The 24,054-nt window shown below is 71.9% G+C and carries 24 protein-coding genes and 1 pseudogene; 13 read left to right on the forward strand and 12 right to left on the reverse strand.

Annotated features, from left to right (window positions below; translation table 11 throughout):
• Positions 1-74 precede the first annotated feature (74 nt).
• Together AC1DE0_RS19755 and AC1DE0_RS19760 are read left to right on the forward strand one after the other, a co-directional pair.
• On the forward strand, positions 75-698 hold the full coding sequence (locus AC1DE0_RS19755; RefSeq protein WP_478104600.1) for an FMN-binding negative transcriptional regulator: 624 nt from the start codon (positions 75-77) through the stop codon (positions 696-698).
• Between the two features lie 118 nt (positions 699-816).
• On the forward strand, positions 817-1,125 hold the full coding sequence (locus AC1DE0_RS19760) for a hypothetical protein (protein ID WP_478104604.1): 309 nt from the start codon (positions 817-819) through the stop codon (positions 1,123-1,125).
• 6 nt (positions 1,126-1,131) lie between these two features.
• Here the strand turns inward: AC1DE0_RS19760 and AC1DE0_RS19765 are convergent, their stop codons facing one another.
• Positions 1,132-2,817: an NAD(P)/FAD-dependent oxidoreductase gene (locus AC1DE0_RS19765; RefSeq protein ID WP_478104608.1), complete on the reverse strand. Its 1,686-nt coding sequence runs from the start codon at positions 2,815-2,817 to the stop codon at positions 1,132-1,134.
• A 47-nt stretch (positions 2,818-2,864) separates the two neighbouring features.
• Entirely contained in the window at positions 2,865-3,692 is an 828-nt protein-coding gene (locus tag AC1DE0_RS19770; RefSeq protein WP_478104610.1) for a phosphatase PAP2 family protein, read from the reverse strand.
• A gap of 214 nt (positions 3,693-3,906) precedes the next feature.
• On the opposite strand from AC1DE0_RS19770, the gene AC1DE0_RS19775 reads away from it, so the two are divergent.
• Positions 3,907-5,514, forward strand: a complete 1,608-nt coding sequence (locus tag AC1DE0_RS19775) for an HNH endonuclease signature motif containing protein (RefSeq protein WP_478104612.1) — start codon at positions 3,907-3,909, stop codon at positions 5,512-5,514.
• Positions 5,515-5,532: 18 nt separating this feature from the next.
• On the opposite strand, the gene AC1DE0_RS19780 is transcribed toward AC1DE0_RS19775, so the two are convergent.
• Positions 5,533-6,036 carry a CAP domain-containing protein gene (locus AC1DE0_RS19780; protein WP_478104615.1) on the reverse strand — a complete coding sequence of 168 codons (504 nt, stop codon included), beginning with the start codon at positions 6,034-6,036 and terminating at the stop codon, positions 5,533-5,535.
• Between the two features lie 104 nt (positions 6,037-6,140).
• Entirely contained in the window at positions 6,141-6,641 is a 501-nt protein-coding gene (locus AC1DE0_RS19785) for a DUF4385 domain-containing protein (RefSeq protein WP_478104619.1), read from the reverse strand.
• A gap of 60 nt (positions 6,642-6,701) precedes the next feature.
• On the opposite strand from AC1DE0_RS19785, the gene AC1DE0_RS19790 reads away from it, so the two are divergent.
• A complete protein-coding gene (locus tag AC1DE0_RS19790) occupies positions 6,702-7,280 on the forward strand; it encodes a GNAT family N-acetyltransferase (RefSeq protein WP_478104622.1) in 579 nt (192 codons plus the stop codon).
• 10 nt (positions 7,281-7,290) lie between these two features.
• Positions 7,291-7,878 (forward strand): DNA-3-methyladenine glycosylase I, encoded by a 588-nt coding sequence (locus AC1DE0_RS19795; protein ID WP_478104624.1) that lies wholly within the window; start codon positions 7,291-7,293, stop codon positions 7,876-7,878.
• Here AC1DE0_RS19795 and AC1DE0_RS19800 read toward each other — a convergent pair.
• Positions 7,875-9,431, reverse strand: a complete 1,557-nt coding sequence (locus AC1DE0_RS19800; protein ID WP_478104626.1) for a phytoene desaturase family protein — start codon at positions 9,429-9,431, stop codon at positions 7,875-7,877. The two genes, AC1DE0_RS19795 and AC1DE0_RS19800, sit on opposite strands and share 4 nt — an antisense overlap.
• A 74-nt stretch (positions 9,432-9,505) precedes the next feature.
• Positions 9,506-10,576: an SGNH/GDSL hydrolase family protein gene (locus tag AC1DE0_RS19805; protein ID WP_478104628.1), complete on the reverse strand. Its 1,071-nt coding sequence runs from the start codon at positions 10,574-10,576 to the stop codon at positions 9,506-9,508.
• A gap of 263 nt (positions 10,577-10,839) precedes the next feature.
• Here AC1DE0_RS19805 and AC1DE0_RS19810 point away from each other — a divergent pair.
• From AC1DE0_RS19810 to AC1DE0_RS19825, 4 genes and pseudogenes are all read left to right on the forward strand, one after another.
• A pseudogene (locus tag AC1DE0_RS19810) lies at positions 10,840-11,058 on the forward strand (DUF6325 family protein); the annotation flags it as partial.
• Between the two features lie 266 nt (positions 11,059-11,324).
• On the forward strand, positions 11,325-11,402 hold the full coding sequence (locus AC1DE0_RS19815; RefSeq protein WP_478104802.1) for an SHOCT domain-containing protein: 78 nt from the start codon (positions 11,325-11,327) through the stop codon (positions 11,400-11,402).
• A gap of 117 nt (positions 11,403-11,519) precedes the next feature.
• On the forward strand, positions 11,520-12,173 hold the full coding sequence (locus tag AC1DE0_RS19820) for a PH domain-containing protein (RefSeq protein WP_478104632.1): 654 nt from the start codon (positions 11,520-11,522) through the stop codon (positions 12,171-12,173).
• Positions 12,174-12,177: 4 nt separating this feature from the next.
• On the forward strand, positions 12,178-13,917 hold the full coding sequence (locus AC1DE0_RS19825) for an AMP-binding protein (protein ID WP_478104636.1): 1,740 nt from the start codon (positions 12,178-12,180) through the stop codon (positions 13,915-13,917).
• Between the two features lie 17 nt (positions 13,918-13,934).
• Here the strand turns inward: AC1DE0_RS19825 and AC1DE0_RS19830 are convergent, their stop codons facing one another.
• Positions 13,935-15,572 (reverse strand): metallophosphoesterase family protein, encoded by a 1,638-nt coding sequence (locus AC1DE0_RS19830; RefSeq protein WP_478104639.1) that lies wholly within the window; start codon positions 15,570-15,572, stop codon positions 13,935-13,937.
• 103 nt (positions 15,573-15,675) lie between these two features.
• On the opposite strand from AC1DE0_RS19830, the gene AC1DE0_RS19835 reads away from it, so the two are divergent.
• A complete protein-coding gene (locus AC1DE0_RS19835) occupies positions 15,676-15,903 on the forward strand; it encodes a hypothetical protein (protein WP_478104643.1) in 228 nt (75 codons plus the stop codon).
• Positions 15,904-15,912: 9 nt separating this feature from the next.
• The gene (locus AC1DE0_RS19840) at positions 15,913-16,596 is read left to right on the forward strand and encodes a histidine phosphatase family protein (protein ID WP_478104648.1); all 684 of its coding nucleotides are present in this window, start codon (positions 15,913-15,915) and stop codon (positions 16,594-16,596) included.
• Positions 16,597-16,621: 25 nt separating this feature from the next.
• Here the strand turns inward: AC1DE0_RS19840 and AC1DE0_RS19845 are convergent, their stop codons facing one another.
• From AC1DE0_RS19845 to AC1DE0_RS19865, 5 genes are all read right to left on the reverse strand, one after another.
• Entirely contained in the window at positions 16,622-17,266 is a 645-nt protein-coding gene (locus AC1DE0_RS19845; RefSeq protein ID WP_478104652.1) for a bacterial proteasome activator family protein, read from the reverse strand.
• 109 nt (positions 17,267-17,375) lie between these two features.
• The gene (locus tag AC1DE0_RS19850) at positions 17,376-17,987 is read right to left on the reverse strand and encodes a hypothetical protein (RefSeq protein WP_478104656.1); all 612 of its coding nucleotides are present in this window, start codon (positions 17,985-17,987) and stop codon (positions 17,376-17,378) included.
• A gap of 157 nt (positions 17,988-18,144) precedes the next feature.
• A complete protein-coding gene (locus AC1DE0_RS19855) occupies positions 18,145-19,122 on the reverse strand; it encodes an NAD(P)H-quinone oxidoreductase (RefSeq protein WP_478104659.1) in 978 nt (325 codons plus the stop codon).
• 9 nt (positions 19,123-19,131) lie between these two features.
• Positions 19,132-19,842, reverse strand: a complete 711-nt coding sequence (locus AC1DE0_RS19860) for a Type 1 glutamine amidotransferase-like domain-containing protein (protein WP_478104664.1) — start codon at positions 19,840-19,842, stop codon at positions 19,132-19,134.
• Positions 19,843-19,868: 26 nt separating this feature from the next.
• The gene (locus AC1DE0_RS19865; protein ID WP_478104668.1) at positions 19,869-20,648 is read right to left on the reverse strand and encodes an IclR family transcriptional regulator; all 780 of its coding nucleotides are present in this window, start codon (positions 20,646-20,648) and stop codon (positions 19,869-19,871) included.
• 102 nt (positions 20,649-20,750) lie between these two features.
• Between AC1DE0_RS19865 and hutH the strand changes: the two genes are divergently transcribed.
• A complete protein-coding gene (gene hutH, locus AC1DE0_RS19870) occupies positions 20,751-22,313 on the forward strand; it encodes a histidine ammonia-lyase (RefSeq protein WP_478104672.1) in 1,563 nt (520 codons plus the stop codon).
• A gap of 44 nt (positions 22,314-22,357) precedes the next feature.
• Positions 22,358-24,013 carry a urocanate hydratase gene (gene hutU / locus AC1DE0_RS19875; RefSeq protein ID WP_478104676.1) on the forward strand — a complete coding sequence of 552 codons (1,656 nt, stop codon included), beginning with the start codon at positions 22,358-22,360 and terminating at the stop codon, positions 24,011-24,013.
• Positions 24,014-24,054: the final 41 nt, after the last annotated feature.

Below are 24,054 nucleotides of genomic sequence, written 5' to 3' on the forward strand. Positions count from 1 at the left end.
CGGAGCCCGCCGCCCCCTCCCTGCGGCGGGCTCCGTGCTGTCAGCCTCGGAGGCCGCGTGCGACGATCGGGAGCATGTACGTCCCCCAGGCCTTCGCCATGGGCGAGCCGGAGCTGCGAGACTTCCTCGAAGCGCAAGCGTCCGCCCACCTCGTCACGGTCGGCGCCGACGGGCGACCCGACGCGACCCTCCTGCCGATCATCGTCGACGGCGACCGCGTGCTCGGCCACCTCGGGCGCAAGAACCCGCAGTGGGGGCGCATCGCGCCCGGCTCGCCCGGCCTCGTCGTGGTGTCGGGGGCCGACGCCTACGTCTCCCCGAGCTGGTATGCCGCCAAGGTCGAGCACGGGCGTGTGGTGCCCACGTGGAACTACACCGAGGTCCACCTGCGAGGAGCGGTGACGGTGCACGACGATCCGGACTGGGTGCTCGACGTCGTCACGCGGCTCACCGAGCGCCACGAGTCCCACCGCGACCAGCGGTGGCACGTCAGCGACGCACCCGAGAAGTACCTACGCGGACAGCTGCTCGGCATCGTCGGCATCGAGGTGCTCGTCGAGTCGGTCGAGGGCAAGGCGAAGCTCGGCCAGAACCGGTCGGACGCCGACAGGTCGGGTGCGGTCCAGGGACTACGGGCCGAGCCCGGCGCCTCGTCACACGTCGTGGCCGATGACATGGAGGCCGCGCTCGAGCGGTGACGCTCGAGCGGTGACGCGTCTGCGCTGACGGCGTCGCGGGAACCGTTGCGGTGCAACGCTTGCCGAACGCATGCTGCCACCACAGTCGCCGCACAGGCGCCGACCCGAGGCTCGAGTCATGGACACGACACCCCGCCCCGCTCGTCCCGTTCCCCCGCCCTCACGCGCTGGCTACCGCGGCATGCTGCGCCGCGGTCTCGGCGCCGCCGGTGCGGCCGTCGCCGTGGCCTTCGTCGGCACCGCTGCCCTCGGCGCCGGTCAGGCGCATGCCGCCGGGGTGGCCGGTGGACTCACGCCCGTGAAGTTCGAGACGCAGCCGACGCCCCACCCGCACCGTCACGGTGCAGCGCACCCGGCCAACCTGCCGGCGGCGACGACGGCCGCCTACCGCTACTCGTTCCGCGACGGGCAGCTCATCGAGCTCTGACCGGTCTCAGCGGCTCGGGTCGAGCCAGGCGTGCACGAGCGGCACGACCGAGGCGCCCTCGCCGCTCGCCGCCGCCACGCGCTTCATCGACCCGGCACGGATGTCTCCGGCGGCGAAGACCCCGGGCACCGTCGTCTCGAGGCTCTCGGGAGGCAGGCCGTGCCGCCAGTGGTCCTGCGGAACGTCGCGACCGGTGAGCACGAAGCCGCGCTCGTCGCGGGCGACATCGTCGGGCAGCCAGTCGCAGTAGGGTTCTGCGCCGATGAGCAGGAACAGGCCCCGGCACTCGCGCCGGGTCTGGGTGCCGTCCCGGACGTCGCGGGTGGTGACCCAGCCGAGCCGCCCGTCGTCGCCGGCCCCGCCCTCGACGACCTCGGAGCAGGTCTGGACCGTGATGCGCGGGTTGTAGCGGATCTCGCCGACGAGGTAGCTCGACATCGTCTCGGCGAGGCTCTCGCGGCGCACGAGGATCGTCACCGACCGGGCGAACCGGGCCAGGTGGATGGCGGCCTGGCCGGCGGAGTTGCCGCCGCCGACGACGATGACGTCGGACCCCTCCATCTCGCGGGCGGCGGTCATGGCGCTGCCGTAGTGCACGCCGAGTCCGACGAGCCGCTCGATGCCCGGGGCGTCGAGCCGGCGGTACTTCACTCCCGCGGACACGACGACGGCGCGGGCTCGCACGTCGCCGCCCTCGGTGCAGAGGCGGTGCGGCTCGGGGTTGCCCTCGTCGTCGACGCCGCCGGCGACGAACGAGGTGACCGGCCAGCCGGTGAAGAACTGGGTGCCGAAGCGGATCGCCTGGTTGCGCGCCCGCTGGGCGAGCCGCATACCGCTGATGCCTCTCGGGAAGCCGAGGTAGTTGCGGATCATCGACGACGTGCCTGCTTGTCCGCCAACGGCTTCCGCCTCGAGCACCACAGTGCTGAGACCCTCCGACGACGCGTAGACCGCCGCGGCCAGACCAGCCGGTCCGGCCCCGACGATCGCGACGTCGACGACGCGGTCGACGTCGACGTCGGCGGGCCGACCGTAGATGCGCGAGGCGACGTCGCGCACGCTCCTCGCGCTGCCGACGCGCTTGGCCATGTCCATGACGAGCGGGAACTCCGGCTCGCCTCCCTCGGCCGCGAGCAGCTGCAGCACGTGCTGGCCCTTCTCGCTGTCGGGGGCGTAGACGCGGTTGGGCATGCCCATGCGGTCGAGGTAGTCGCGGATGCCGAGCGTGAGCGCGTCCTCGACGGGGGAGACGATCGCGACGGCGACGACCTCGGGCTCGGCGACGGTCGAGCCCCAGTCGGAGAGCAGCTCGCAGATGGCCGTGTGGAACTCCTCGTCGCGGGCGCCGCGCGGCATCAGCAGGTACGCGTCGTACTTGCCCTTCGCCATGCCGCCGCGAAGGCGCTCGGCGTCCTCCCGGAAGGTCGACACGTGGGCGGCGATGACGCGGCGCGCGGTCGGCACTGTCTGGCGCCACCAGTGGAAGGCCTGGTGCACATCGCCGTCGGGCAGGCGCGACTCGGTGACGAACATCGCCACCTGGCCTCCGTCGGCGACGACGCGCTTCGCGGCCTGTTTGGCCTCGTGGGCCGAGGTGGCCGTGGGCAGCTCGTAGTCGCGGGCGTAGCGACTGAACTCGTCGAGCAGCTGCTCGCAGCGCGTCTCGGACACCAGGATGATCGCCGGCTTCACCCTGTCGATCCTAGGAGGGCGGGCGCCGAGAAGGTATGCCGTCGCGCTCAGTCCGTGATCACGGTGACGCCGGTGGGCCGCCGGTTTTCCTCTGGTCGCTGACGCAGGGTCAGCCACAACCGGTGCGCGGTGATCACCAGGAGCGCCCAGGCGAGGCCGATGAGCCAGCCGGCGACGACGTCGGTGAGCCAGTGGTGCCCGAGGAAGACGCGGGAGAGTCCCATCGCCACGACGAACACCGTGGCCGTCGTGATGGTGACGACGCGCTGCCAGGTGGCGGTCGTCTCGATGAGGATGAGGTAGGCCACCACGGTCGTCAGGACGGTGGCGTTGAGCGTGTGCCCGCTGGGGAAGCTCGGTGAGATCTCGAGCGGTGGCACGGCCAGCGCCGCCGGCGGCCGGGCCCGGTCGACGAAGTCCTTGCCCACGATCGTCATGGCGATGGACCCGGCGGCTGCGACGACGGTCAGGACGATGGGCGTCCAGCGACGGCGCCGCCAGGTGACGATGGCGACCGCCACGGCGGCGAGGATCGGCATGCCGACCGGCCCGCCGACGTCGGTGAAGGCGGTGACGGCCGAGTCGAGACCGGGGGATCGCAGCGTGACGGCCGCGTCGAGCACCGGCTGGTCGATCGCGGAGAGGGACCTGTTCTCGGTGACGCTCTCGTAGACCGACTCGATGCCCTCGACCAGCAGGACCATGACGACGATCGCGATCGCGGCGAAGACGACGAAGGCCAGGTGCGCGGACGACCACTGCACCGTTCGCGTCGTGGCGGCGACGAGCCACCGGCCGAATCTCGAGTGCCACGACGTGAGGTCGCGGGCGCCGATCGTGTCGTCTGGGGTGGATGGCCGGCCGGTCGGTGGCATGGCCCCATCCTCACCCATGGGTTCGGGACGTGGCGGGAGGCGGCGCCTCGCGTCGGCGGCGAGCTGTTGCCCAGCCAGGTCGGAGCGCGTGCTGCAGCCTTGGATGACTCTGCGGCGCAGTCTGTTTGCTGTGGACGGCCGGTTGACAGGGGTGTCGAACCCGTGTTCGAATGTATGTCAAGAGATGACAACGACGGGGTCGAAGGAGTGGGGCATGACGACCGACGCCTGTGCGCCACACGCCGTGCAGGCGCGGCCGTCGCACCACCTCTCCGACGCTCTCGTCGACCTGACTGACCTGTCCGAGCTCTATGGGGCGCGAGCGGCAGGACGCGCGACCGTGCCCGTTCACGACCGATCCAGCGTCGAGCGTGCCGTGCGTCGTGAGGTGGCTCGGGTCCTGCTGGAGCACCAGCTTCCTGTGCTCGTCGCTGAGCTCGTCGCTGCCGCGACGGACGACCTGGCACTCGAGCCGCCCACCGACCTCGAGGCGATGGCGAGTGCCGAGCTCCGTGTCGTCGAGGCCGTCGAGAGGTGCAAGGCGGTCCTCGACGGAGTCGCTCTGGAGTCGCTCGCGAGGCTCGAGTCCGACATCGAGGCGGGGGAGCAGGCGCGATTCGCCGCGCTCGGTCGGGCGCGACCGCCGGGCTGGGTCGACCCCGCAGAGCTCACCGTGCTCGAGGTCGCCACGGCGACCGGTCTCGGTCAGCACGAGGTGGGCGCTCGTCTCGACCTGGCGACCACCCGCAGTCCGGGCGCCGCTGAGCTGCGAGCTCGCCTGTCCCGCGGGGAGGTGAGCCTCTACCGAGCGTGCACCGTCGAGCACGAGATCCGGCAGCTGCCGGCCGAGGCCGGGCCCGACATCGTCGAGGCGGCACTCCGGTCGAAGGACGATGCGCCTCCCTCGCCGACACTGTTCCGCCAGCGGCTCACTCGTGCCTGCCTGGCAGCCGACCGTGAGGCCGCGGCTCGTAGACGTGCGGCCCGGAGGCGCCGTGGTGCGCATGCCCGCATCGACGCCGATGGTCTCGGCGTGCTCACCGTCACCAACGACGCCGACAAGATCATCGCCGCGATGGAGCGGGTGGACGTGCTGGCCCGTGGCGCACGGCAGGCCGGCGACTCGCGCTCGCTTGATGAGTTGCGGGCCGACATCATCAGCGATGCGCTGATCTTCGGCGAGACAGACCTGTCACCGCGAGGTCCAGTCGATGCCGGACGCACGAAGGCCGGCCGCCGGCCACCGGCGCAGGTCACGATCGTCGTGCCCCTCAGCACAGCCTTGGGGCTCACCGATGCACCGTGCGAGATCCCTGGCTACGGATGGGTCACCGCCGAGCACGCCAGACAGGTCATCCTCAACCCCGACTCGGCGTGGCGACGCCTCATCGTCGATGCCACGACGGGCACGGCGCTCAAGCTGGAGACCCAGGCCTACCGTCCTACGGCTGAGATGAGGGCGCACGTCGAGGCGGTCGACGGCAGCTGTCGGGGGCCCGGTTGCACGGTCCCGGCAGCACGCTGCGACCTCGACCACGACATCCCCTGGCCGCACGGTCCGACGACCTGCACCAACCTCACCGGCAAGCACCGTCTGCACCACAACGTCCGCACCCACGGGCAGTGGCAGGCCGAACGCGACCCCCTCGACCACACGGTCCGCTGGCGCACGGCGGCCGGACGCCGCTACACGAGCCGTCCCCACGACTGGCTCGAGGCGCTTCGAGATGGCCCGCCGCCTGAGACCCCGCGGCGCGAGCACTCGCCGCACGAACACCCGCCCCATGAGCACTCGCCGGACAGCGACGGGCCGCCCTTCTGAAGCTTGGCGCCGGTTCGGTCAGCCGCCGAAGTCCTGGGTCCAGTAGGCGCCGTAGGGGCCGCCGGTGGCGTAGCCGACCCCGATGGCCCGGTAGCCGCAGTTGAGGATGTTGGCCCGGTGGCCAGGGCTCTTCATCCAGGCGGTCATCACGGCAGACGGGGTGCGGTAGCCGGCCGCGATGTTCTCGCCGAGCCGGGTGCCGGTGTAGCCCTGAGCCCTGATCCGCTGCACGAAGGTGCGCCCGTCGAGGGAGGTGTGCGAGAAGTAGCGCCGCTTCGCCATGTCGGCGGAGTGTGCCTGGGCGGCGCGGGCGAGCCGGGCGTCGGCGACCACTCCGCGGCACCCCACCTTGGCCCGCTGTGCATTGACGAGCTGGACGACCTGCTGCTGGTAGGTGAGTGCGGCGCTCGCCGGTGCCGCCGCCGTCGCCAGCGGGGCCGCCGCCAGCAGGACGGTCAGGCCGGCGAGGACGGCCGGGCGGATGCGGCGCGCGCGAGTGGTGGGGGCGGGCGTGGTCTTCATGGTGCCTCCGGGGAGCGTGACTCCGGCCGTGTGCCGTCCGGCCACGCTAGGCGCGTACGCGTCGGTACACTTACGAAACCGGCAAAAAGGACAATGGTCCCGAGTCAGCCGTGGCACTCCCGATGCTCGGCCCGCCACGCCGTGTACGCCTCCACCTGCTCCACGGCGTCCCAGGCGGCCTTGAAGATGCGAGCCGCCTCGGCCTTCTCCGGGTCCTCCGGACCGCGGGGCAGAGCGGCCCGTCCGTGCGAGCCGCTCTGTCCGCGCCGGTCGGCCGGCACCGGCCCCGCATACTTCCGGCCGCCCGGGTGGTTGGCGTAGCGCCGAGCCCGGGTGAACCCCATCTGGAGGTACTTGCGGGCCACGTCGGCGCCCACCAGGTCGCCGGCCGCCAGGTACGCGTCGAACCGTGACCTGATCGCGGCCGCGCTCTCGCGGGCGGCCTCCGGGTTGCGGAAGCGCCACAGGGGGAGCAGCTCGTCCTTGTACGGCTGGACCCGCAGCACTCCCTGCTCGCCGCGCCCGACGCGGTAGAGCTCCGGATGGGCCCGCAGGTCGAGGGCTGAGAGGTCGACCCCGTCGTACGGGTCGGCTGACGGCGTCACGCCATGTCCATGCCCGCTCGGGCGCCCCGACCGTCGGTGCGGCTGGCTAGCGTGCTTCCCATGACCCTCGAGGTGCGCCCCGCGACGCACGCCCGCTTCGGCGACGTAGCGACCATGCTGGGCCCGACGAACCCGGCGAGCACCGTCTGCTGGTGCCTGAGCCACCGCCTCGACTCGAGGACGAGCAGGCAGCTCGTGGGCGCAGCTCGCGGCGAGTACGTCGAGCAGCTGACGCGACGGCGGGTCGCTCCCGGCGTGCTCGCCTACGACGGCGACGAGGTCGTCGGCTGGGCCGCCGTGGCGCCGCGCGCAGAGCTGCCGTTCGCGCGGTCCACGAAGATCCCGCACGTCGACGACATCCCCGTGTGGTCGATCTGGTGCATCCGCGTGCGTCCCGGTCACCGGCGCCAGGGCATCTCCCACGCGCTGCTCGAGGGCGCCGTCGACTACGCCCGGCAGCAGGGGGCGCCCGCCGTCGAGGGCTACCCCGTCGACAACCGCGGCGAGAAGGTCGACCTCACGATGGCGTACGTCGGCACGCGCGCCCTCTTCGAGCGCGCCGGCTTCACGAAGGCAGCCGACACCGACTCCGTCTCCGGCGGCTTCCCCCGCGTCGTCATGCGCCTGGCGCTGTCCTAGGGTCGGCGCCATGACGGTCGTAGGTGCAGACGGACTCGCCCGCCCCACGTGGGCCTCGGTCGACCCGCTCCTCAAGGAGTACTACGACACCGAGTGGGGCATGCCGATCCGCGACGAGCACGGGCTCTACGAGCGCATCTGTCTCGAGGGCTTCCAGTCGGGCCTGTCGTGGGCGACCATCCTGCGCAAGCGCCCCAACTTCCGCGCCGCCTTCGCGGACTTCGACCCCGACGTCGTGGCCGGCTTCACCGAGAGCGACGTCGAGCGGCTGCTCGGCGACGCCGGCATCATCCGGCACCGCGGCAAGATCCAGGCGACGATCACCAACGCGCGCGCCACGATCGCGCTGCGTGACGAGGGCGGTCTCGTCGACTTCGTCTGGGGCTTCCAGCCGACCGACACGCCGCGACCGAACGACCACTCCGAGGTGCCGACCGTCTCCGACGAGAGCAAGGCCCTGTCAAAGGCCTTGCGCAAGAAGGGCTTTGCCTTCGTCGGTCCCACGACGATGTATGCCCTCATGGAGGCCGTCGGCATCGTCGACACGCACCTGCTCACGAGCCACCGTCGCGGCAGCTCCGGGGTCTGGCCCGCCTAGCCGAGGATCGCCCTCGCTGCGTTGTGGCCCGGGATCGAGCTCACGCCGCCGCCCCTCCGTGCGCCTGCGCCGCCGAGCAGCACGTTGGCGTATGCCGTCTCGACACCCCACGTGCCCACCTCGGAGTCCCGCTCCGCCCAGGGCCACTGCAGAGACCGGTGGAAGATGTTGCCGCCCGGCAGCCCCACGGACTGCTCGAGGTCGACGGGGCTCTTCACCTCGATGCAGGGGTTGCCGTCCGTGTCGCGTGCGAGCACCGACTCGATCGGCTCGCCGAGCACCGAGTCGAGGGACCGGATCGTCGCGAGCAGCGCCTCCTTGGTGGCCGTCGCGTTGTCCTCGCGGAAGAGCCGTGCCGGCAGGTGCAGCCCGAAGAGCGTCAAGGTCTGCGCCTCGGTCGAGGCGAGCTCCGGGCCCAGGATCGAGCGGTCCGACAGGGTGTGGCAGTAGATCTCGCACGGCGGCAGGTCGGGGATGTTGCCGGCCGCCGCCGTGGCGTACGTCTGCTCGAGCTGGCCGTAGCCCTCGTTGATGTGGAAGGTGCCGGCGAAAGCGGCGGCCGGGTCGACGGAGGCGTCGCGCAGGCGCGGCAGCCGGGTGAGCAGCATGTTGACCTTGAGCTGAGCGCCCTCGACGTCGGGCTCGGTCTCGACGAGATCAGCCCCGGACGCGGCGAGCAGTCGGTTGAGCACAGCTGGTGCACACGCGGCGACGACCGACGCTGCCACGGCAGTGCCGCTGCCGGCCGACCCGCCGGCCCACGCCACCTCACCCGTCGACGGGTCGAGCGAGGTCACCTCGGCGCCGGTCACGATCGTCACACCAGCCGAAACAGCCGCAGCGGCAAGGGAGTCCGTCAGCGCGCCCATGCCGCCCACGGGCACGTCCCAGTCGCCGGTGCCGCCTCCGATGAGGTGGTAGAGGAAGCAGATGTTCTGGCGGAGGTCGGCGTCGCCGAGCGAGGCGAACGTGCCGATGAGGGCGTCCGTGGCGATGATGCCGCGCAGGGTGTCGTCGCTCGTCACCGACTCGATGAGCTCGCCGATCGGGCGCGTGGACAGGGCGTCGAAGAGCGCGTCGTCTCCGGCGAGGTCGCGCACGTCGGCGCGCGACCGCAGCGGTTCCAGCACGGTCGGGAAGACGCGTTCGGCCACCCGGCTCATGCGCGCGTAGAAGTCGGTCCAGCCGGCATACGCGTCGTCGCTGCCGGTCAGCCCGCGGAAGGCCGCCCGGGTGGCTGTCTCGTCGGCGTTGTCGACGAGCAACCCGCGGTCGGGGTCGGCCGGCACCGGCGTGTAGGAGGAGAACCGCCGCCGGATCAGGCGCAGGTCGAGGTCGAGGTCGGTGAGCACCTGCCGCGGCAGCAGCGACACGAGGTAGGAGTAGCGAGACAGACGAGCGTCGACGCCGGTGAACGCCTGGGCTGAGACAGCAGCGCCGCCCACCCGGTCCGAACGCTCGAGGAGGAGGACGGTCCTTCCCGCGCGGGCCAGGTAGGCGGCGGCCGTGAGGCCGTTGTGACCGGCCCCGATGATGATGTCGTCGTAGCGCACCCGGTCAGACTAGGTGGCCCGACCGGGCTGCGCCCGACGACCTCATCACGACTTCGTCGCGACCTCGTCGCGTGTCACCGCGCCGTCGCGGCCTGCCTCTGCGACCACGCGCGGTCGGCGGCGTCGATGCTCGCGCGGCTGCGCAGGTCGACCCCGGCCCGCTTGGCCGCGGCCTTCGCCCTGGCGGTCGTGAGGTCGGGCGTGGCGACCTCCTCCGGCGTGATCGTGCGGTCGGCGGCGGCATACCTCCTGTTGCCCGCGGCGATCGCGTCGGCGGAGTAGGTGGTGGCGCCTGCCCCGGCGGCGAGCGCGACCCCGAACGCCGGCTTCGTCACGACGGCATAGCCGTCGCGGTGGCCCGCGACGTTCGGGTGGTAGCTCTCGCTGATCGGGTTGGACAGGCCGTTGAGCCACTCGGGGTTGTCGCAGACGGCGTGCCCGACGAACTTCGGGGCCGGGTTGACGAAGGTGAACCCACGCGCTGTGGCGGCGCTCGACGTGCGGGAGTTGAGCAGGTCGGCGGTCGCGTTGAGCCGCGACTCCTCGGTCGGGGAGAACCACGTGAAGGCGTTGCAGTCCTCGCCGTTGAAGATGCGCGGGTAGCCGACGACGATGACCTTCGCGTTGGGGGCCTTCGTGCGGATCGAGGAGTAGAGCGTCGACAGGCGCCCCGGCAGCGTGTTGTTGATGATGCTCTGCGCTCCGTCGATCGCACCGTTGCAGTTGCTCATCCAGGCCGGCTGCGCGCACTCGGTCAGCACGTCGGCGAAGCCGGCGTCGTTGCCGCCCACCGAGATCGTCACGTATGCCGTCGAGCTCGACAGCGCCGACAGCTGGGTGTTCGTCACGTCGGCGACCGTGGCGCCCGAGCAGGCCCGGAGGGTGAGCGCGAGGCCGAGCGAGGCCGCGTCTAGTGACGGGTAGGCGTAGACCGAGCGCTGGCACGACGTTCCGTCGCTGATGTAGGTGCGGGTGCCGGTGCCCGACGAGTAGGAGTCGCCGAGGGCCACGTAGGACCCTCCGGCTGCGACCGCCGGCGGGCTGAGCGCCAGTGCGGCGCCGATGCCGACGAGGGTGGTGAGGCCGGCCCCGACGGCACGCCTCCGGGTGGTGGGACTGGAGGACCTGACGAACTTGCGCTTCACGACACACTCCTTTGTGGGTGGAAGGCTGATGACGCCGAGCACTGCAGAGCCGTGCGAAGGGCGCCGACCCTCGCTGTGTGCTGCGGGTCACGTCCCGTACCGGACAGTAGGGCCCGGCGGCCGACCCCGCGAGCCGAACTTCCCCCGCCTGCGACGCAGGAGGCCGTCACCCGTCGGGGGTGATGCCGGGCGGGCGCGTCGCGACCGACGATGAGTGCCGACGGCTTCGCCTCGACGTCGTCACCGACATCGGAGGGAGTTCCATGTCCACCGTGACGGAAGGGCCGATCGGGCCAGTTGACCTGGCCGTCATCGGGTTCCGCGGAGACCTGCAGCAGGGCGGCATCCGGGACGCCGTCGCCCGAGCCGTCGACCGCGGGGCCGTCCGAGTGCTCGACGTCCTCCTCGTCCACAAGGACGACCAGGGCCGCGTCGTCCTCTACGACGCCCGAGTCGCCGGAGGGCGCAGAGGAGCTGCTGGGCTTCCCCACGCTGATGCCCGATCTCGTCGGCGAGGACGACGCCATGGCGATCGCGGCGGAGATGGACCCGGGCACGACGGTCCTCGTCATCGCCTGGGAGAACGCGTGGGCCGCCGAGATCGCCACGGCGGTGCGCGACCTCGACGGGGAACTGCTCGTGCTGGAGCGGCTGCCGCGCGAGGACGTGGAGGTGGCGATCGGCGCCCCCGCCGGTCGCCGCGCCGGCGGCCCCGACGACCGACGACCTGCTCGGTGCCCTCGAACGCCTGGGGGCCCTGCACGCACAGGGCATCCTCACCGACGACGAGTTCGCCCAGCAGAAGGCACGGATGCTCGCGGGCTGACCGCGGCCCTTCCTCACCCGCGTCATGACCGGTTCGGCCTAGGCTGGCGGTGCACTCGTGGCCCGACTCGGGGCCCGACCGTGGCCCGAGGGGGTCGTGGCGACAGGAGGACTGACCGTGGGCTTCCCCGAGAACGTGCTGGCCAAGGGCGAAAAGGTCGAGCGGGACCTGCACCCGCACTGGCTCACCGTGGTCGCACCGACGATCTTCGGCGTGCTGCTCGCCGCCGCCTGCATCGCCATCGCGGTGATCACCCCCGACGACACCGCTGGCAACCGCATCCAGTGGATCGCGGTCATCGTGCTCGTCGTCGTCGCCGTCCCCGCGGTGGTGGTGCCCTACCTGCGGTGGCGCACGACGCACTACGTGATCACGTCGCACCGCGTCATGGTGCGCCGCGGCATCCTCACCAAGAACGGCAAGGACATCACCCTCTCGAAGATCACCGACGTGAGCTTCGAGCAGACCGTGCTCGACCGCATGATCCGGTCGGGGTCGCTGCACATCGAGTCCGCCGGCGACAGCCCCGACGAGAACCTCGCGAACATCCCCCGCAGCAACGAGGTGCAGCAGCTGATCAACCGGCTCATCGACGAGGATGACCTGCGCCGCCGGCGCCACGGCAGCGCGGCTCTCGGGGACGGCTACGACGATGCCTCCGACGACGGCGCCTACGAGCGCCCCGACGACACGACCGCCATCCCGCGCTCGCGCCCCGAGCTCGCCGAGGAGCGCCGCCGCCGACCCCGCGACACCGAGGGGCAGGACTGAGACCGTGGACGCCACCAACGCCTACCGCGCCGCCCGCGACCAGCTGCTCGAGCTGCGGGGCGACCATGCCCGGGCCGTGCGGGAGTTCAGCTTCCCCGACGTCGGCGACCGGTGGAACTGGGCCGTCGACTGGTTCGACGCCATCGCGCGCGGCAACGACAAGGCGGCCCTGACGATCGTCGAGGAGGACGAGTCGTCGGCGACGGTCAGCTTCGACGAGATGGCCCGGCGCTCCGACCGCGTCGCGGCGTGGCTCGGCTCGCTGGGGGTGGGCCGGGGCGACTCCGTCGTGCTCATGCTCGGCAACCAGGTCGAGCTGTGGGAGACGATGCTCGCAGTCATGAAGCTCGGCGCCGTCCTCGTGCCGACGACCACCGCCGTCGGCCCGGGCGACCTCGCCGACCGGGTCGAGCGGGTGTCGGCGCGTGCGGTCGTGACGAACGCCGCGGAGGTGCACAAGCTCGACGACCTGCCCGGTGACTACGTCCGCGTCGCCGTCGGGAGCGATGCTGCCGGCGGCCCGCTCGAGGGCTGGCACGCGTACGCCGACGCCCCCGCGTCCGACGCCGGGCCGACGGCTCACCCCGGCACCGGGCCAGAGGACCGGCTCCTGCTCTACTTCACGTCGGGCACGACGAGCCGCCCGAAGCTCGTCGAGCACACCCAGCGCTCCTACCCCGTCGGCCACCTCACGACGACCTACTGGATCGGCCTGCAGCCCGGCGACGTGCACCTCAACATCAGCAGTCCGGGCTGGGCCAAGCACGCGTGGTCCTCGTTCTTCGCCCCGTGGATCGCCGAGGCGACGATCTTCGTGTACAACTACGCCCGCTTCGACGCCGCCGCCCTGCTCCGCATCCTGCGCGAGCACGAGGTCACCTCCATGTGCGCGCCCCCGACCGTGTGGCGGATGCTCATCAAGAGCGACCTCTCGGGTGGACCCGGGTCGCTCCGCGAGGTGATCGGTGCGGGTGAGCCGCTCAACCCGGAGGTCATCGCCCAGGTCGAGAAGGCGTGGGGCCTGACGATCCGCGACGGCTACGGCCAGACCGAGATGACCCTGTCGGTGGGCAACACCCCTGGCTCCGTCGTGAAGCCCGGCTCGATGGGACGCCCACTGCCCGGCTACCCCATCGTCGTCGTCGACCCGGTGACGAACGAGCCCGTCACGGAGGCTGATCCGGCGGGCAACCGCGAGGGCGAGCTCTGCGTCGACCTGGCGCATCGACCCGTCCCGCTCATGACCGGCTACCAGGGCGACGAGCAGCGCAACGCCGACGCGATGGCCGGCGGTTTCTACCACACGGGCGACGTCGCGTCGGTCGACGCCGAGGGCTACATCTCCTTCGTCGGCCGCACCGACGACGTCTTCAAGGCGAGCGACTACAAGATCAGCCCGTTCGAGGTCGAGTCGGTGCTCATCGAGCACCCGGCCGTCGCCGAGGCCGCGGTGGTCCCAACACCCGACCCGGTGCGTCTGGCGGTGCCCAAGGCCTACATCGCCCTCGCTCCCGGCCACGAGCCGGGTGAGGAGGTGGCCCGCTCGATCCTCGCCCACGCCCGCGAGAAGCTCGCGCCCTGGCAGCGCGTGCGGCGCATCGAGTTCTTCGAGCTGCCCAAGACGATCTCGGGCAAGATCCGCCGCGTCGAGCTGCGCGGCCGCGAGCGCGACCTCCAGGCGCTCGGCGGCAGCCAGCCCGACCTCGAGTGGCGCGACGACCAGTTCCCCGACCTCAAGGGCTGACCGTCAGCCACTGATCGTCAAGGGGCGATGGTCGAGGTCGACGGGGTCGACGGCTCCTGGGGGATCGGCCGCAGCGTCGTCTCCTCGATGCGGCTGCAGATCCGCTTCTTGGGGTCGGGCTGCGGCTGGCCCGGCTGCTGGACCGTGGTCGGCGGCCGGTAGGGGTCGATGCGGGCGCCGCTGACGACCTGCACGCTGTCGTAGGCCGGGCGTCCCTCGAGCAGGTTGCGGAACGAGTAGCGGGTCAGCGAGGTCAGCTCGCACGACGTGCCGAACTGCGCGATGTCGAAGGAGTAGGGCTGGCCGTTGAGCTCCTGCCCCGCTCCCTCGGAGTAGTGCGACACCACGCCCCCGCCCGTGAACGTGCCGACCTGGATGTGGTTGCCCTCGAGGGCAGGGGTGTGGATGTGCCCGTTGATGAGGATGCGTCCGCGCTCGACCTGCTCGGCGGCATACGGCTCGTGGGTCACGACGACGTCGGGCTCGGGCTCGTCGACCACGGCAGAGTTGTAGCGGTCGACCGCCGGCTTCGCCTTGCCCGTGGGGTCGGCGTTGTCGTCGCCGAAGTAGCGCGGGTCGTTGAAGCCGGTGATCCGCAGGCCGTGGAAGGAGAGCTCACGCAGGGCGCCTGCGGGGTCCTCGAGGAGCACCACGTTGGGGATGCGCGCCATCCGGGCGAGGACGGCGCGGTCGGTCGGCGAGGACTGGTCGTGGTTGCCGCTCGTGAAGATGTAGGGCACCCCGAGCGACTGGATCGATCGGTAGATGCCCGCGGCGTCACCCTCCTGTACGCGTCCGAAGTTGACGAGGTCGCCGCTGTCGATGACGGCGTCGATGTCCTCCTCCTCGATGATCGTGCGCATCAGGGCGTACTGGTTGGCACCGTGGATGTCGGAGACGAGCAGGAAGCGTGCCGACGGTGGCCCCTCGACGGTGCCGGCGACGTACTTCTGCTGGAGCGCCTGCGTGACGGCGAGCAGGTTGCGGAAGTAGGGCGTCACCTGCGTCGCGCGCGCCTCGACGTCGGCGAGCAGGCCGGCGTTGCGCTGCACGACGCCCAGCACGCCGCTCGTGCGGTACTCCGCGAAGCGGGACGGCTGGTAGGTGGTGGCGATCCCGGCGAAGGTGCCGGCCGTGGCGACGACCATGGCCGAGGCGACGAACGCGACGTGGTGACGGCGGGTGTTGCGCTGGCGGATGTAGTGCGACGCCAGCGCGAGCAGCACGGCGATCGCGCCCGCGCCGAGGACGAAGCGGATGCCGACGCCCGTCGCCGCCTGTCCGATCGCGGCCGAGATCTCGTCGTTCGAGGGCTGCAGCGCCCGGATGTCGACGTTGGGCCGGGTGAAGAGGCTGGTGATCTCCTCGCGGACGGCGACCTGCACGTCGAGGCCCGGGGACACGAGCGGTGAGGCGAACTGGACGTCGACGTCGCCGACGATGGTCGGCGCGTGGAGGACAGGCGAGTGCCTGGGCACGGGGTCGAGGCGCAGGACGGCGCGGTACTGCGACGTCTCGGCCACCGTCGGCGCGAGGTTCGTCGCGGCGACCCCGCCGAGGTAGCAGGCCGCCAGCACGGCGAGCCACTTGAGCACGTGCGACCCGCGGCGCAGCCAATGGCTGTCGCCGGACAGCAGGTTCCTCACCTGTCGCACCGTTTCACCCTAACCGGACCGGGCCCTGTCACCTCGAGAGCACCCACCGTTCACGTCCGCATGCTGCCATGGGGCCATCCCGGCGACGACGCGAGGAGGAGACGTGGGACCCGTTCGCCGCAAGGCCGTCGTCGGCGCGCTCCTGATGGCGTATGCCGTCCTGCTCGCCTTCGGGCAGCGCCTCCTCGGCGGGTCGGCGGGCGTCGTCATCCTCGTCGCGAGCTTCGTCGTCGGCTTCGCGTGGCTGCTGCTGCTCGTCGCTCCGTGGGCGGCCCGGGGCCGTCCGCGCCGCCCGCGTCAGCAGGCCCGGGCGCGGCAACCGCACCCGTAGTCTGGCCGCGTGAGCCTCGAGCACCGGCCGAACCGGATCATCCTCGTGCGGCACGGAGAGTCGGAGGGCAACCTTGACGACACCGTCTACGAGCGAGTGCCCGACCACCGGATCAGCCTGACGGACAGGGGTTTCGAGCAGGCACGGTTGACCGGCGAGAACCTGCGGGCGTCGCTCGACGGCGAGTCGGTCGAGGTCTACGTGTCGCCGTACGTCCGCACGCGGCAGACGCTCGAGGCGCTCTCGCTGCCCGTGGCCGAGCACGACGTGCGGGTCGAGCCGCGCCTGCGCGAGCAGGACTGGGCCAACTTCCAGGACCCGGCCGACATCGCGGAGCAGCGGGAGCTGCGCGACCGCTACGGCCACTTCTACTACCGCTTCACCCACGGCGAGTCGGGCTCCGACGTCTACGACCGGGTCTCGACGTTCCTCGAGTCGATGCACCGCAACTTCGAGACGCCTGCGGCCCCACGCAACGTCGTCATCGTGACCCACGGCCTGACGATGCGGCTGTTCTGCATGCGCTGGTTCCACTGGAGCGTCGAGTACTTCGAGTCGCTCGACAACCCGGAGAACGCGCAGCCGGTCGTGCTCCTGCGCCAGCCCGACTGGCGCTACAAGCTCGAGCGGCCCTTCACGCAGTGGAACACCGAGGTCGTGCCGACCGAGCGCGAGCGGTCCAGCTGGCTCTGACGGGACGCGCCGGCCGGCATACGGCCTAGAGGTACTGGCCGGTGGGACCGGCCTCGCCCGGCTGCTGGTCGGGGTGGGCGCCGGGTGGCGTGCCGTACGACGAGCCCGGGCCGGGCGGGAGCGCCCGCATCTGCTGCAGCTGCTGCTGCGCCGCCATCTGCTGGGCGACGAGCGCCGTCTGGATGCCGTGGAACAGGCCCTCGAGCCACCCGACGAGCTGGGCCTGGGCGATGCGCAGCTCGGCGTCGCTGGGGGAGTCGTCGCGGAACGGCAGCGCGATGCGGTCGAGCTCCTCGACGAGCTCGGGAGCGAGGCCGTCCTTGAGCTCCTCGAGCGAGCGGTGGTGGATGTCGGCGAGGCGACGGCGGCCGGCCTCGTCGAGGGGGGCGTTGCGCACCTCCTCGAGCAGCTGCTTGATCATCGAGCCGATGCGCATGACCTTCGCCGGCTCCTCGACGAGGTCGGCCGGGTTGGTGCGCTCGCGGGGCTCGTCCGGCTGGCGGTGCTCACCGGCACGGCCGCCTCGGCCGCCGTGGTCGCTGTCGGCGCTCGGGTCGGTCAGCGGTGTGGCGACGCCCATGCCGTCTGGCGTCACGACGACGATGCGCGGGTCGTCGCGCGTCCCGTCGTCGTCGGTGGCCTGTCCCTGTCGGCTCGCGTCGTCGCTCATGCGCTCCATCCTGCCCCACGCGCGCGGGCAGCGGGTCGGGGCCCGTGCGTCCCCCGTCAGGTCGCACGGGCCCCGGCGCGGGCGATCAGCCTGCTCGCGTCGCCTTCCCTCAGCGGGCACCCGCGGTGGCGAACCACGGGCGGTGGAGGTCGTGGTACTGCACGTCGCTCATCGCCTTGTCCATGTCGCCCATCTGCTCCATCATCTCTGGCGGCATGGGCTTCTTCTCGCCCTCGCGTGCCTCGGCCTCGGTGCGGAACGCCATCGTCTGGGTGAACCAGCCGTCCTTGTCGACCGCGATGGTGCCGCCGAGGATGTCGGGGCGCTCGGTGTGGAGGGTGTCCATCGGCATGTCGCGCATCATCCGGAACTTCTCCTGGTCGCTGATGCGGCCCTGGATGACCTGGACGAACTGTGCGTCGTCCGACCCGCCGTCGAGCATCATCGTCACGTCGTCGCAGTCGTGGAACGTGACGTCGCCGTCGAAGCACTTCTCGGTCTCGGCCCACCACGTGCCCTGCTCGGGCCGTTCGCTGTTGCGCATGGCCGACTCGCGCGAGTCGAAGCGCACCACGCCGATGAACTCGTTGGCGTCGTCGATGCCGTAGGTGCCGCCGAGCCAGCCGTCGGCGCCCGGCTCGAGCTCGTCGCGCCAGGCATCCATGCGGGCGTGGAGCCGGTCCGCGTCGTGGGTCTTGCCCTGAATCACTTGGATGAACACTGCTGGTGCCTCCCGGTACTCGTGTGGTGGGAGGGCCGCTTCGTGGCGAAGTGGTCCACCTGTCGACGGTACGCCGGTGGCCGCGCGGGCGACACGGGACGAGTCGGACACGGCCGGATCGTCCCGCAGGACGGGGTTGCTCGGGCCAGATGGGGATTCAGACGGTCAGCAGGATCTTGCCGATGTGGCCCGAGGCCTCCATCTCGCGGTGTGCCTCGGCGGCGTGCTCCAGCGGGTGGCGGGAGTGGATGACGGGACGCACGTCGCCCGCCTCGACGAGCGGCCACACGTGCTCACGCACGGCGGCGACGATGGCGGCCTTCTCGGTGGCCGGGCGCGTGCGGAGCGACGTCGCGATGACGGCGGCCCGCTTGGCGAGGAGCATCCCCATGTCGAGCTCGCCGCGCCGGCCGCCCATCAGGCCGATGGTGACGAGGCGCCCGTTCGTGGCGAGTGCCTCCACGTTGCGGCTGAGGTACTTCGCGCCCATGTTGTCGAGGATGACGTCGGCTCCATGGCCGTTGGTCAGCTCCCGCACGCGCTCGACGAAGTCCTCGTCCTTGTAGTTCACGAGGAACTCGGCGCCGAGCTCGCGGCACGCGTCGAGCTTCTCCTGGCTGCCCGCCGTCACCGCGACGTGCGCCCCGACGGCCTTGGCCAGCTGGATCGCCATGGTGCCGATGCCGGAGCTGCCGCCGTGGACGAGCAGCACCTGGCCGGGCTGGATGTTCGCGACGAGGAAGACGTTCGACCACACGGTGGCGGCCACCTCGGGCAGGCCCGCCGCGTCGACGAGCGACACGCCCCGCGGGACGGGAAGCACCTGCTCGGCGGGCACGACCACCTTCTCGGCGTAGCCGCCGCCCTCGAGGAGGGCGCACACCTCGTCGCCGACCTGCCACTGCTCGACGTCGTCGCCGACGGCAGCGATGCGGCCGCTCACCTCGAGGCCCGGGAGCTCCGAGGCCCCCGGCGGGGGCGGGTAGTGGCCGAGCCGCTGCATGACGTCGGCGCGGTTGACTCCCGCCGCCGCGACGTCGATGAGCACCTGGCCGGGACCCGCCTCGGGGTCGGGCACCTCGTCGAGGACGAGGCTGTCGGCGTCGCCGGGCTCAGGGATCGTGATCGCACGCATGGCCCGAGCCTATTGACCGGCTGACCGGCGTCGAACGGCGACCGCCCCACCCGAGGCGCCCTCGACCTCCCAGACGTGCCCGCCCCCGCGCACGACGCCATCCGCGGCGAGCGTCGTGTTCTCGTCGACGGCCACACCGTGCGGTGCGAGCCCCGCCTGCACGACGGCGACGAGGCGTGACACGTTGCCCCAGTGCGCGGCGTGGACGTCGACCGCCCCCTCGACCAGGCCGATGCCCTCGACGACCGTCACGGGGTCGAGGTCCTCGTTGCTCTCGTCGGGGCAGACGGCGCGCCCGTCGATGCGCCAGCCGCCGATCACGGCGTGCGTGGCCGCGATCGCAGCGCCGGCCGAGAAGCCGGCATACGGCATACCGGCTCGGACGCGCTCGGCGATCGCGGCGTACGCGGGGGACAGTGACGCGTGGTACTCGGGCGTCGGGCCGCCGCCGACGAAGAGCCCGTCGACGTCGTCGAGGCGGGCGGTGTCGAACGGTGTGCCGATGGCCACCCGCTCCACTGCCAGCTCGTGACCGCCGACTCGTCCGAGCATGTCGAGGTAGCGCTCGTGGTACTCGAGCGACTCGGGGTCGGTGCCCATGACGACGAGCAGGACCCGCGGTGTGCGGTCGGCCGCGCGTGCCGCCGCCTCGACGAACCCGCCGTAGAGCTCCGTGGCGAGCCCCGCGTCCCATCCACCGCCGACCAGGAAGACGTCCATTCCCGCACCCTAGGAGGGTGCGGGACTCAGCGGCGCAAAACCGTGCTGCTCGGGCTCAGCCTGCGTCCGATGTCCTCGGCGGCGACCCGGGCCCGGGCGACGAGGTCGCCGACGTGCTCGCTCGTGGCGTCAGCCGTGCGCAGGGTCAGCGCGATGGCCGCGAGCGGGCGCCCGCCGCGGTCGAGCACGGGCACGGCGACGGACGACAGATCGGGCGTGACGGTGCCCTCCTCGCGCGCGTGGCCCTCGGTGCGGGTGCGGGCCAGGACGGAGCGCAGCTCGGCGAGCGACCGCGGCCCACCGCCGCCGCTGCGCTGCACGAACGACGCCCGGTCGGGGTAGAGCGCGCGCACCTGGGTGGCCGGCAGCGCCGACAGCATCGCGAGCCCGCTCGCCGTGAGGTGGGCGGGCAGGCGTACGCCGACGTCCGTGACGAGCATCGGCTGGCCGGGGGCGCGCTCCTCGAGGAGGTAGATGACGTCGCGGCCGTCGAGCGTGGCGAAGTGGGCGTTGCGCCCACACTGGTCGACGAGCCGGCGCATCGCGGCGCGCGCGACCCGAGCGAGCGGTGCCTGACGCTGGTAGGCCGACCCGAGCTCGTATGCCGCCTGGCCGAGACCGAAGCGCCGTTCCTCCACGTAGTGGGTGACGTAGCCACGGCCGTGCAGCACCTTCAGCAGGTGGTAGACCGAGCTGCGCGGCAGCCCGAGGTCGCGGGCGATCGACGCGGCGGGCAGCGGCTCGGCGTGGCGCGAGAGGTGCTCGAGGACGTCGAGCGCGTTGGCGGCGGCCGGGGCGTTGGACACGTGGGTCCACCTCCTGTCCGCGATCGGCGTCGTCTCGCATCTGAGACAATTGTGCGCCTCCGGGGGCTGCCGCGCCAGTGCGTCGACGGTTCGATGGGACCCATGAGCGAACGCCCCTCCGCCACCGTCACCGTCACCGTCGGCACCGGCCCCCTGACCGTCGACGACGTCGTCGCCGTCGCCCGCCACGGCGCCCGCGTCGAGCTGTCCGCCGAGGCCGAGGCCGAGATCGCCCGCAGTCGTGAGGTCGTCGAGGCGCTTGCCAACGACACGGTGGCGCACTACGGCGTCTCCACCGGCTTCGGCGCGCTCGCGACGCGACACATCCCGACCCCGCTGCGCGCCCAGCTGCAGCGCTCGCTCGTGCGCTCGCACGCCGCCGGCACCGGCCCGGAGGTCGAGCGTGAGGTGGTCCGCGCCCTCATGCTGCTGCGCCTCTCCACGCTCGCCACCGGCCGCACCGGCGTCCGCCTCGAGACCGCTCGGGCGTATGCCGCCGTGCTGAGTGCCGGCATCACCCCGGTCGTGCACGAGTTCGGGTCGCTCGGCTGCTCCGGCGACCTGGCGCCGCTGTCGCACTGCGCGCTGGCGGTCATGGGCGAGGGCCCGGTGACACTCGAGGACGGCACCGTGACCGATGCCGCAACCGCCCTGCGCGACAACCGGATCGAGCCCATCGTGCTCGCCGAGAAGGAGGGCCTGGCCCTCATCAACGGCACCGACGGCATGCTCGGCATGCTCGTGCTCGCGGTCCACGACCTGCGCCACCTGCTCAAGGTCGCCGACGTCTCCGCCGCGATGAGCGTCGAGGGACTGCTCGGCACCGACGACGTCTTCGCAGCCGACCTGCACGCGCTGCGCCCGCAGCTGGGACAGGCCCTCTCGGCGGCGAACATCCGTGCTGTCATGGCGAACTCGCCCATGCGTGAGTCGCACCGCACCGAGGAGTGCACCCGCGTCCAGGACGCCTACTCCCTCCGGTGCGCGCCGCAGGTGCACGGCGGCGCCCGTGACACGGTCGAGCACGCCGCCCGGGTCGCCGACGCCGAGCTCGCCTCTGCCGTCGACAACCCGGTCGTGACGCCGGACGGCCGCGTCGAGTCGAACGGCAACTTCCACGGGGCACCGGTCGCCTACGTGCTCGACTTCCTCGCGATCGTCGTCGCCGACGTCGCCTCGATGGCCGAGCGCCGCACCGACCGGTTCCTCGACCAGGCCCGCAACCACGGCCTGCCGCCGTTCCTGGCCGACGACCCCGGCGTCGACTCGGGCCTGATGATCGCCCAGTACACGCAGGCCGCCATGGTCTCGGAGCTGAAGCGGCTCGCCGTGCCCGCCTCGGTGGACTCGATCCCGAGCTCGGCCATGCAGGAGGACCACGTGTCGATGGGCTGGTCGGGCGCCCGCAAGCTGCGCCGGTCGGTGGACGCCCTGGGCAGGGTGCTCGCGATCGAGCTGCTCGCGGCCGCACGCGGCATACGGCTGCGGGCTCCCCTCGAGCCAGGGGCGGCGGCTGCTGCGGTCATCGCGGCCCTCGACACGCACACGAACGCTGCTCCCGGCCCCGACCGGTTCCTCGCACCCGACATCGAGGGCGCGCACGTGGCGGTCGTCACCGGTGACGTGCTCGCCGCCGCCGAGTCCGCCACCGGCCCCCTCCGCTGAACCACACGGCATACCAACGTTTTTCGCACTCGAAGGAGAGTGACATGGAAGGTGCACGACCCGTCCGCGCGGCGCGTGGGACGACCCTGACCGCGCAGTCGTGGGCCACCGAGGCCCCGCTGCGGATGCTCATGAACAACCTCGACCCCGAGAACGCCGAGCGGCCCGACGACCTCGTCGTCTACGGCGGCACGGGCCGGGCGGCGCGCGACTGGAAGTCGTTCGACGCCATGGTGCGCACCCTCACCACGCTCAAGCAGGACGAGACGATGCTCGTCCAGAGCGGCCGCCCCGTCGGCGTGATGCAGACCCACGAGTGGGCCCCGCGCGTGCTCATCGCCAACTCGAACCTCGTCGGCGACTGGGCCACGTGGCCCGAGTTCCGCCGCCTCGAGCACCTCGGCCTGACGATGTACGGCCAGATGACGGCCGGGTCGTGGATCTACATCGGTACCCAGGGCATCGTGCAGGGCACCTACGAGACGTTCGCCGCCGTCGCCGAGAAGCGCTTCGGCGGCACCCTCGCCGGCACGCTCACCCTGACCGGCGGCTGCGGGGGCATGGGCGGCGCGCAGCCGCTCGCCGTCACCATGAACGACGGCGCCTGCCTCATCGTCGACGTCGACCCGGCACGCCTGCACCGTCGCGTCGAGCACCGCTACCTCGACGAGGTCGCCAAGGACCTCGACGACGCCATCGACAAGGCGCTCGCGGCCAAGCGCGAGCGTCGCGGCTGGTCCGTGGGGGTCGTCGGCAACGCGGCCGAGATCTTCCCCGAGCTGCTGCGCCGTGGCGTCGAGATCGACATCGTGACCGACCAGACCTCGGCGCACGACCCGCTCAGCTACCTCCCCGAGGGCGTCGACCTCGCCGACTGGGCCGAGTACGCCGAGAAGAAGCCCGAGGACTTCACCGACCGCGCCCGGGCCTCGATGGCCAAGCACGTCAAGGCCATGGTCGAGTTCCAGGACGCCGGCGCCGAGGTCTTCGACTACGGCAACTCGATCCGCGACGAGGCCCGTCAGGGCGGCTACGACCGTGCGTTCGAGTTCCCCGGCTTCGTGCCCGCCTACATCCGCCCGCTCTTCTGCGAGGGCAAGGGCCCGTTCCGCTGGGCCGCGCTCTCGGGCGACCCGCGCGACATCGCCGCGACCGACAAGGCCGTGCTCGACCTCTTCCCCGACAACGACCGCCTGCACAAGTGGATCCGCGGCGCGCAGGACCGGATCGCCTTCCAGGGCCTGCCTGCCCGCATCTGCTGGCTCGGCTACGGCGAGCGCGACAAGGCCGGCCTGGCCTTCAACGAGCTCGTCCGCACCGGCGAGGTGAGCGCCCCGATCGTCATCGGCCGCGACCACCTCGACAGCGGCTCCGTCGCCAGCCCCTACCGCGAGACCGAGGCGATGGCCGACGGCTCGGACGCCATCGCCGACTGGCCGCTGCTCAACGCCCTCGTCAACACGAGCTCGGGCGCCAGCTGGGTCTCGATCCACCACGGCGGCGGCGTCGGCATCGGGCGCAGCCTGCACGCCGGCCAGGTCTCCCTCGCCGACGGCACCGACCTCGCGGCGCAGAAGCTGGCCCGCGTCCTCACCAACGACCCCGGCATGGGCGTCATCCGTCACGTCGACGCGGGCTACGACATCGCCGACCGGGTCGCGCACGAGCGTGGCGTCCGCATCCCGATGCAGGAGGGCTGAGAGCCCGTATGCCGTCCGCTGCCGCTTCGATGTACTCCGCG

The organism is Terrabacter sp. 05T424 (assembly GCF_056396225.1).

What these genes read in the sequence shown, in the direction of transcription:
- AC1DE0_RS19755 (WP_478104600.1), top strand. Translation starts at nt 75, where the DNA reads ATGTACGTCCCCCAGGCCTTCGCCATGGGCGAGCCGGAGCTGCGAGAC.
- AC1DE0_RS19855 (WP_478104659.1), bottom strand. Translation starts at nt 19,122, where the DNA reads ATGCGTGCGATCACGATCCCTGAGCCCGGCGACGCCGACAGCCTCGTC.
- AC1DE0_RS19845 (WP_478104652.1), bottom strand. Translation starts at nt 17,266, where the DNA reads ATGAGCGACGACGCGAGCCGACAGGGACAGGCCACCGACGACGACGGG.
- AC1DE0_RS19795 (WP_478104624.1), top strand. Translation starts at nt 7,291, where the DNA reads ATGACGGTCGTAGGTGCAGACGGACTCGCCCGCCCCACGTGGGCCTCG.
- AC1DE0_RS19860 (WP_478104664.1), bottom strand. Translation starts at nt 19,842, where the DNA reads ATGGACGTCTTCCTGGTCGGCGGTGGATGGGACGCGGGGCTCGCCACG.
- AC1DE0_RS19780 (WP_478104615.1), bottom strand. Translation starts at nt 6,036, where the DNA reads ATGAAGACCACGCCCGCCCCCACCACTCGCGCGCGCCGCATCCGCCCG.
- AC1DE0_RS19770 (WP_478104610.1), bottom strand. Translation starts at nt 3,692, where the DNA reads ATGCCACCGACCGGCCGGCCATCCACCCCAGACGACACGATCGGCGCC.
- hutU (WP_478104676.1), top strand. Translation starts at nt 22,358, where the DNA reads ATGGAAGGTGCACGACCCGTCCGCGCGGCGCGTGGGACGACCCTGACC.
- AC1DE0_RS19775 (WP_478104612.1), top strand. Translation starts at nt 3,907, where the DNA reads ATGACGACCGACGCCTGTGCGCCACACGCCGTGCAGGCGCGGCCGTCG.
- AC1DE0_RS19760 (WP_478104604.1), top strand. Translation starts at nt 817, where the DNA reads ATGGACACGACACCCCGCCCCGCTCGTCCCGTTCCCCCGCCCTCACGC.
- hutH (WP_478104672.1), top strand. Translation starts at nt 20,751, where the DNA reads ATGAGCGAACGCCCCTCCGCCACCGTCACCGTCACCGTCGGCACCGGC.
- AC1DE0_RS19790 (WP_478104622.1), top strand. Translation starts at nt 6,702, where the DNA reads ATGACCCTCGAGGTGCGCCCCGCGACGCACGCCCGCTTCGGCGACGTA.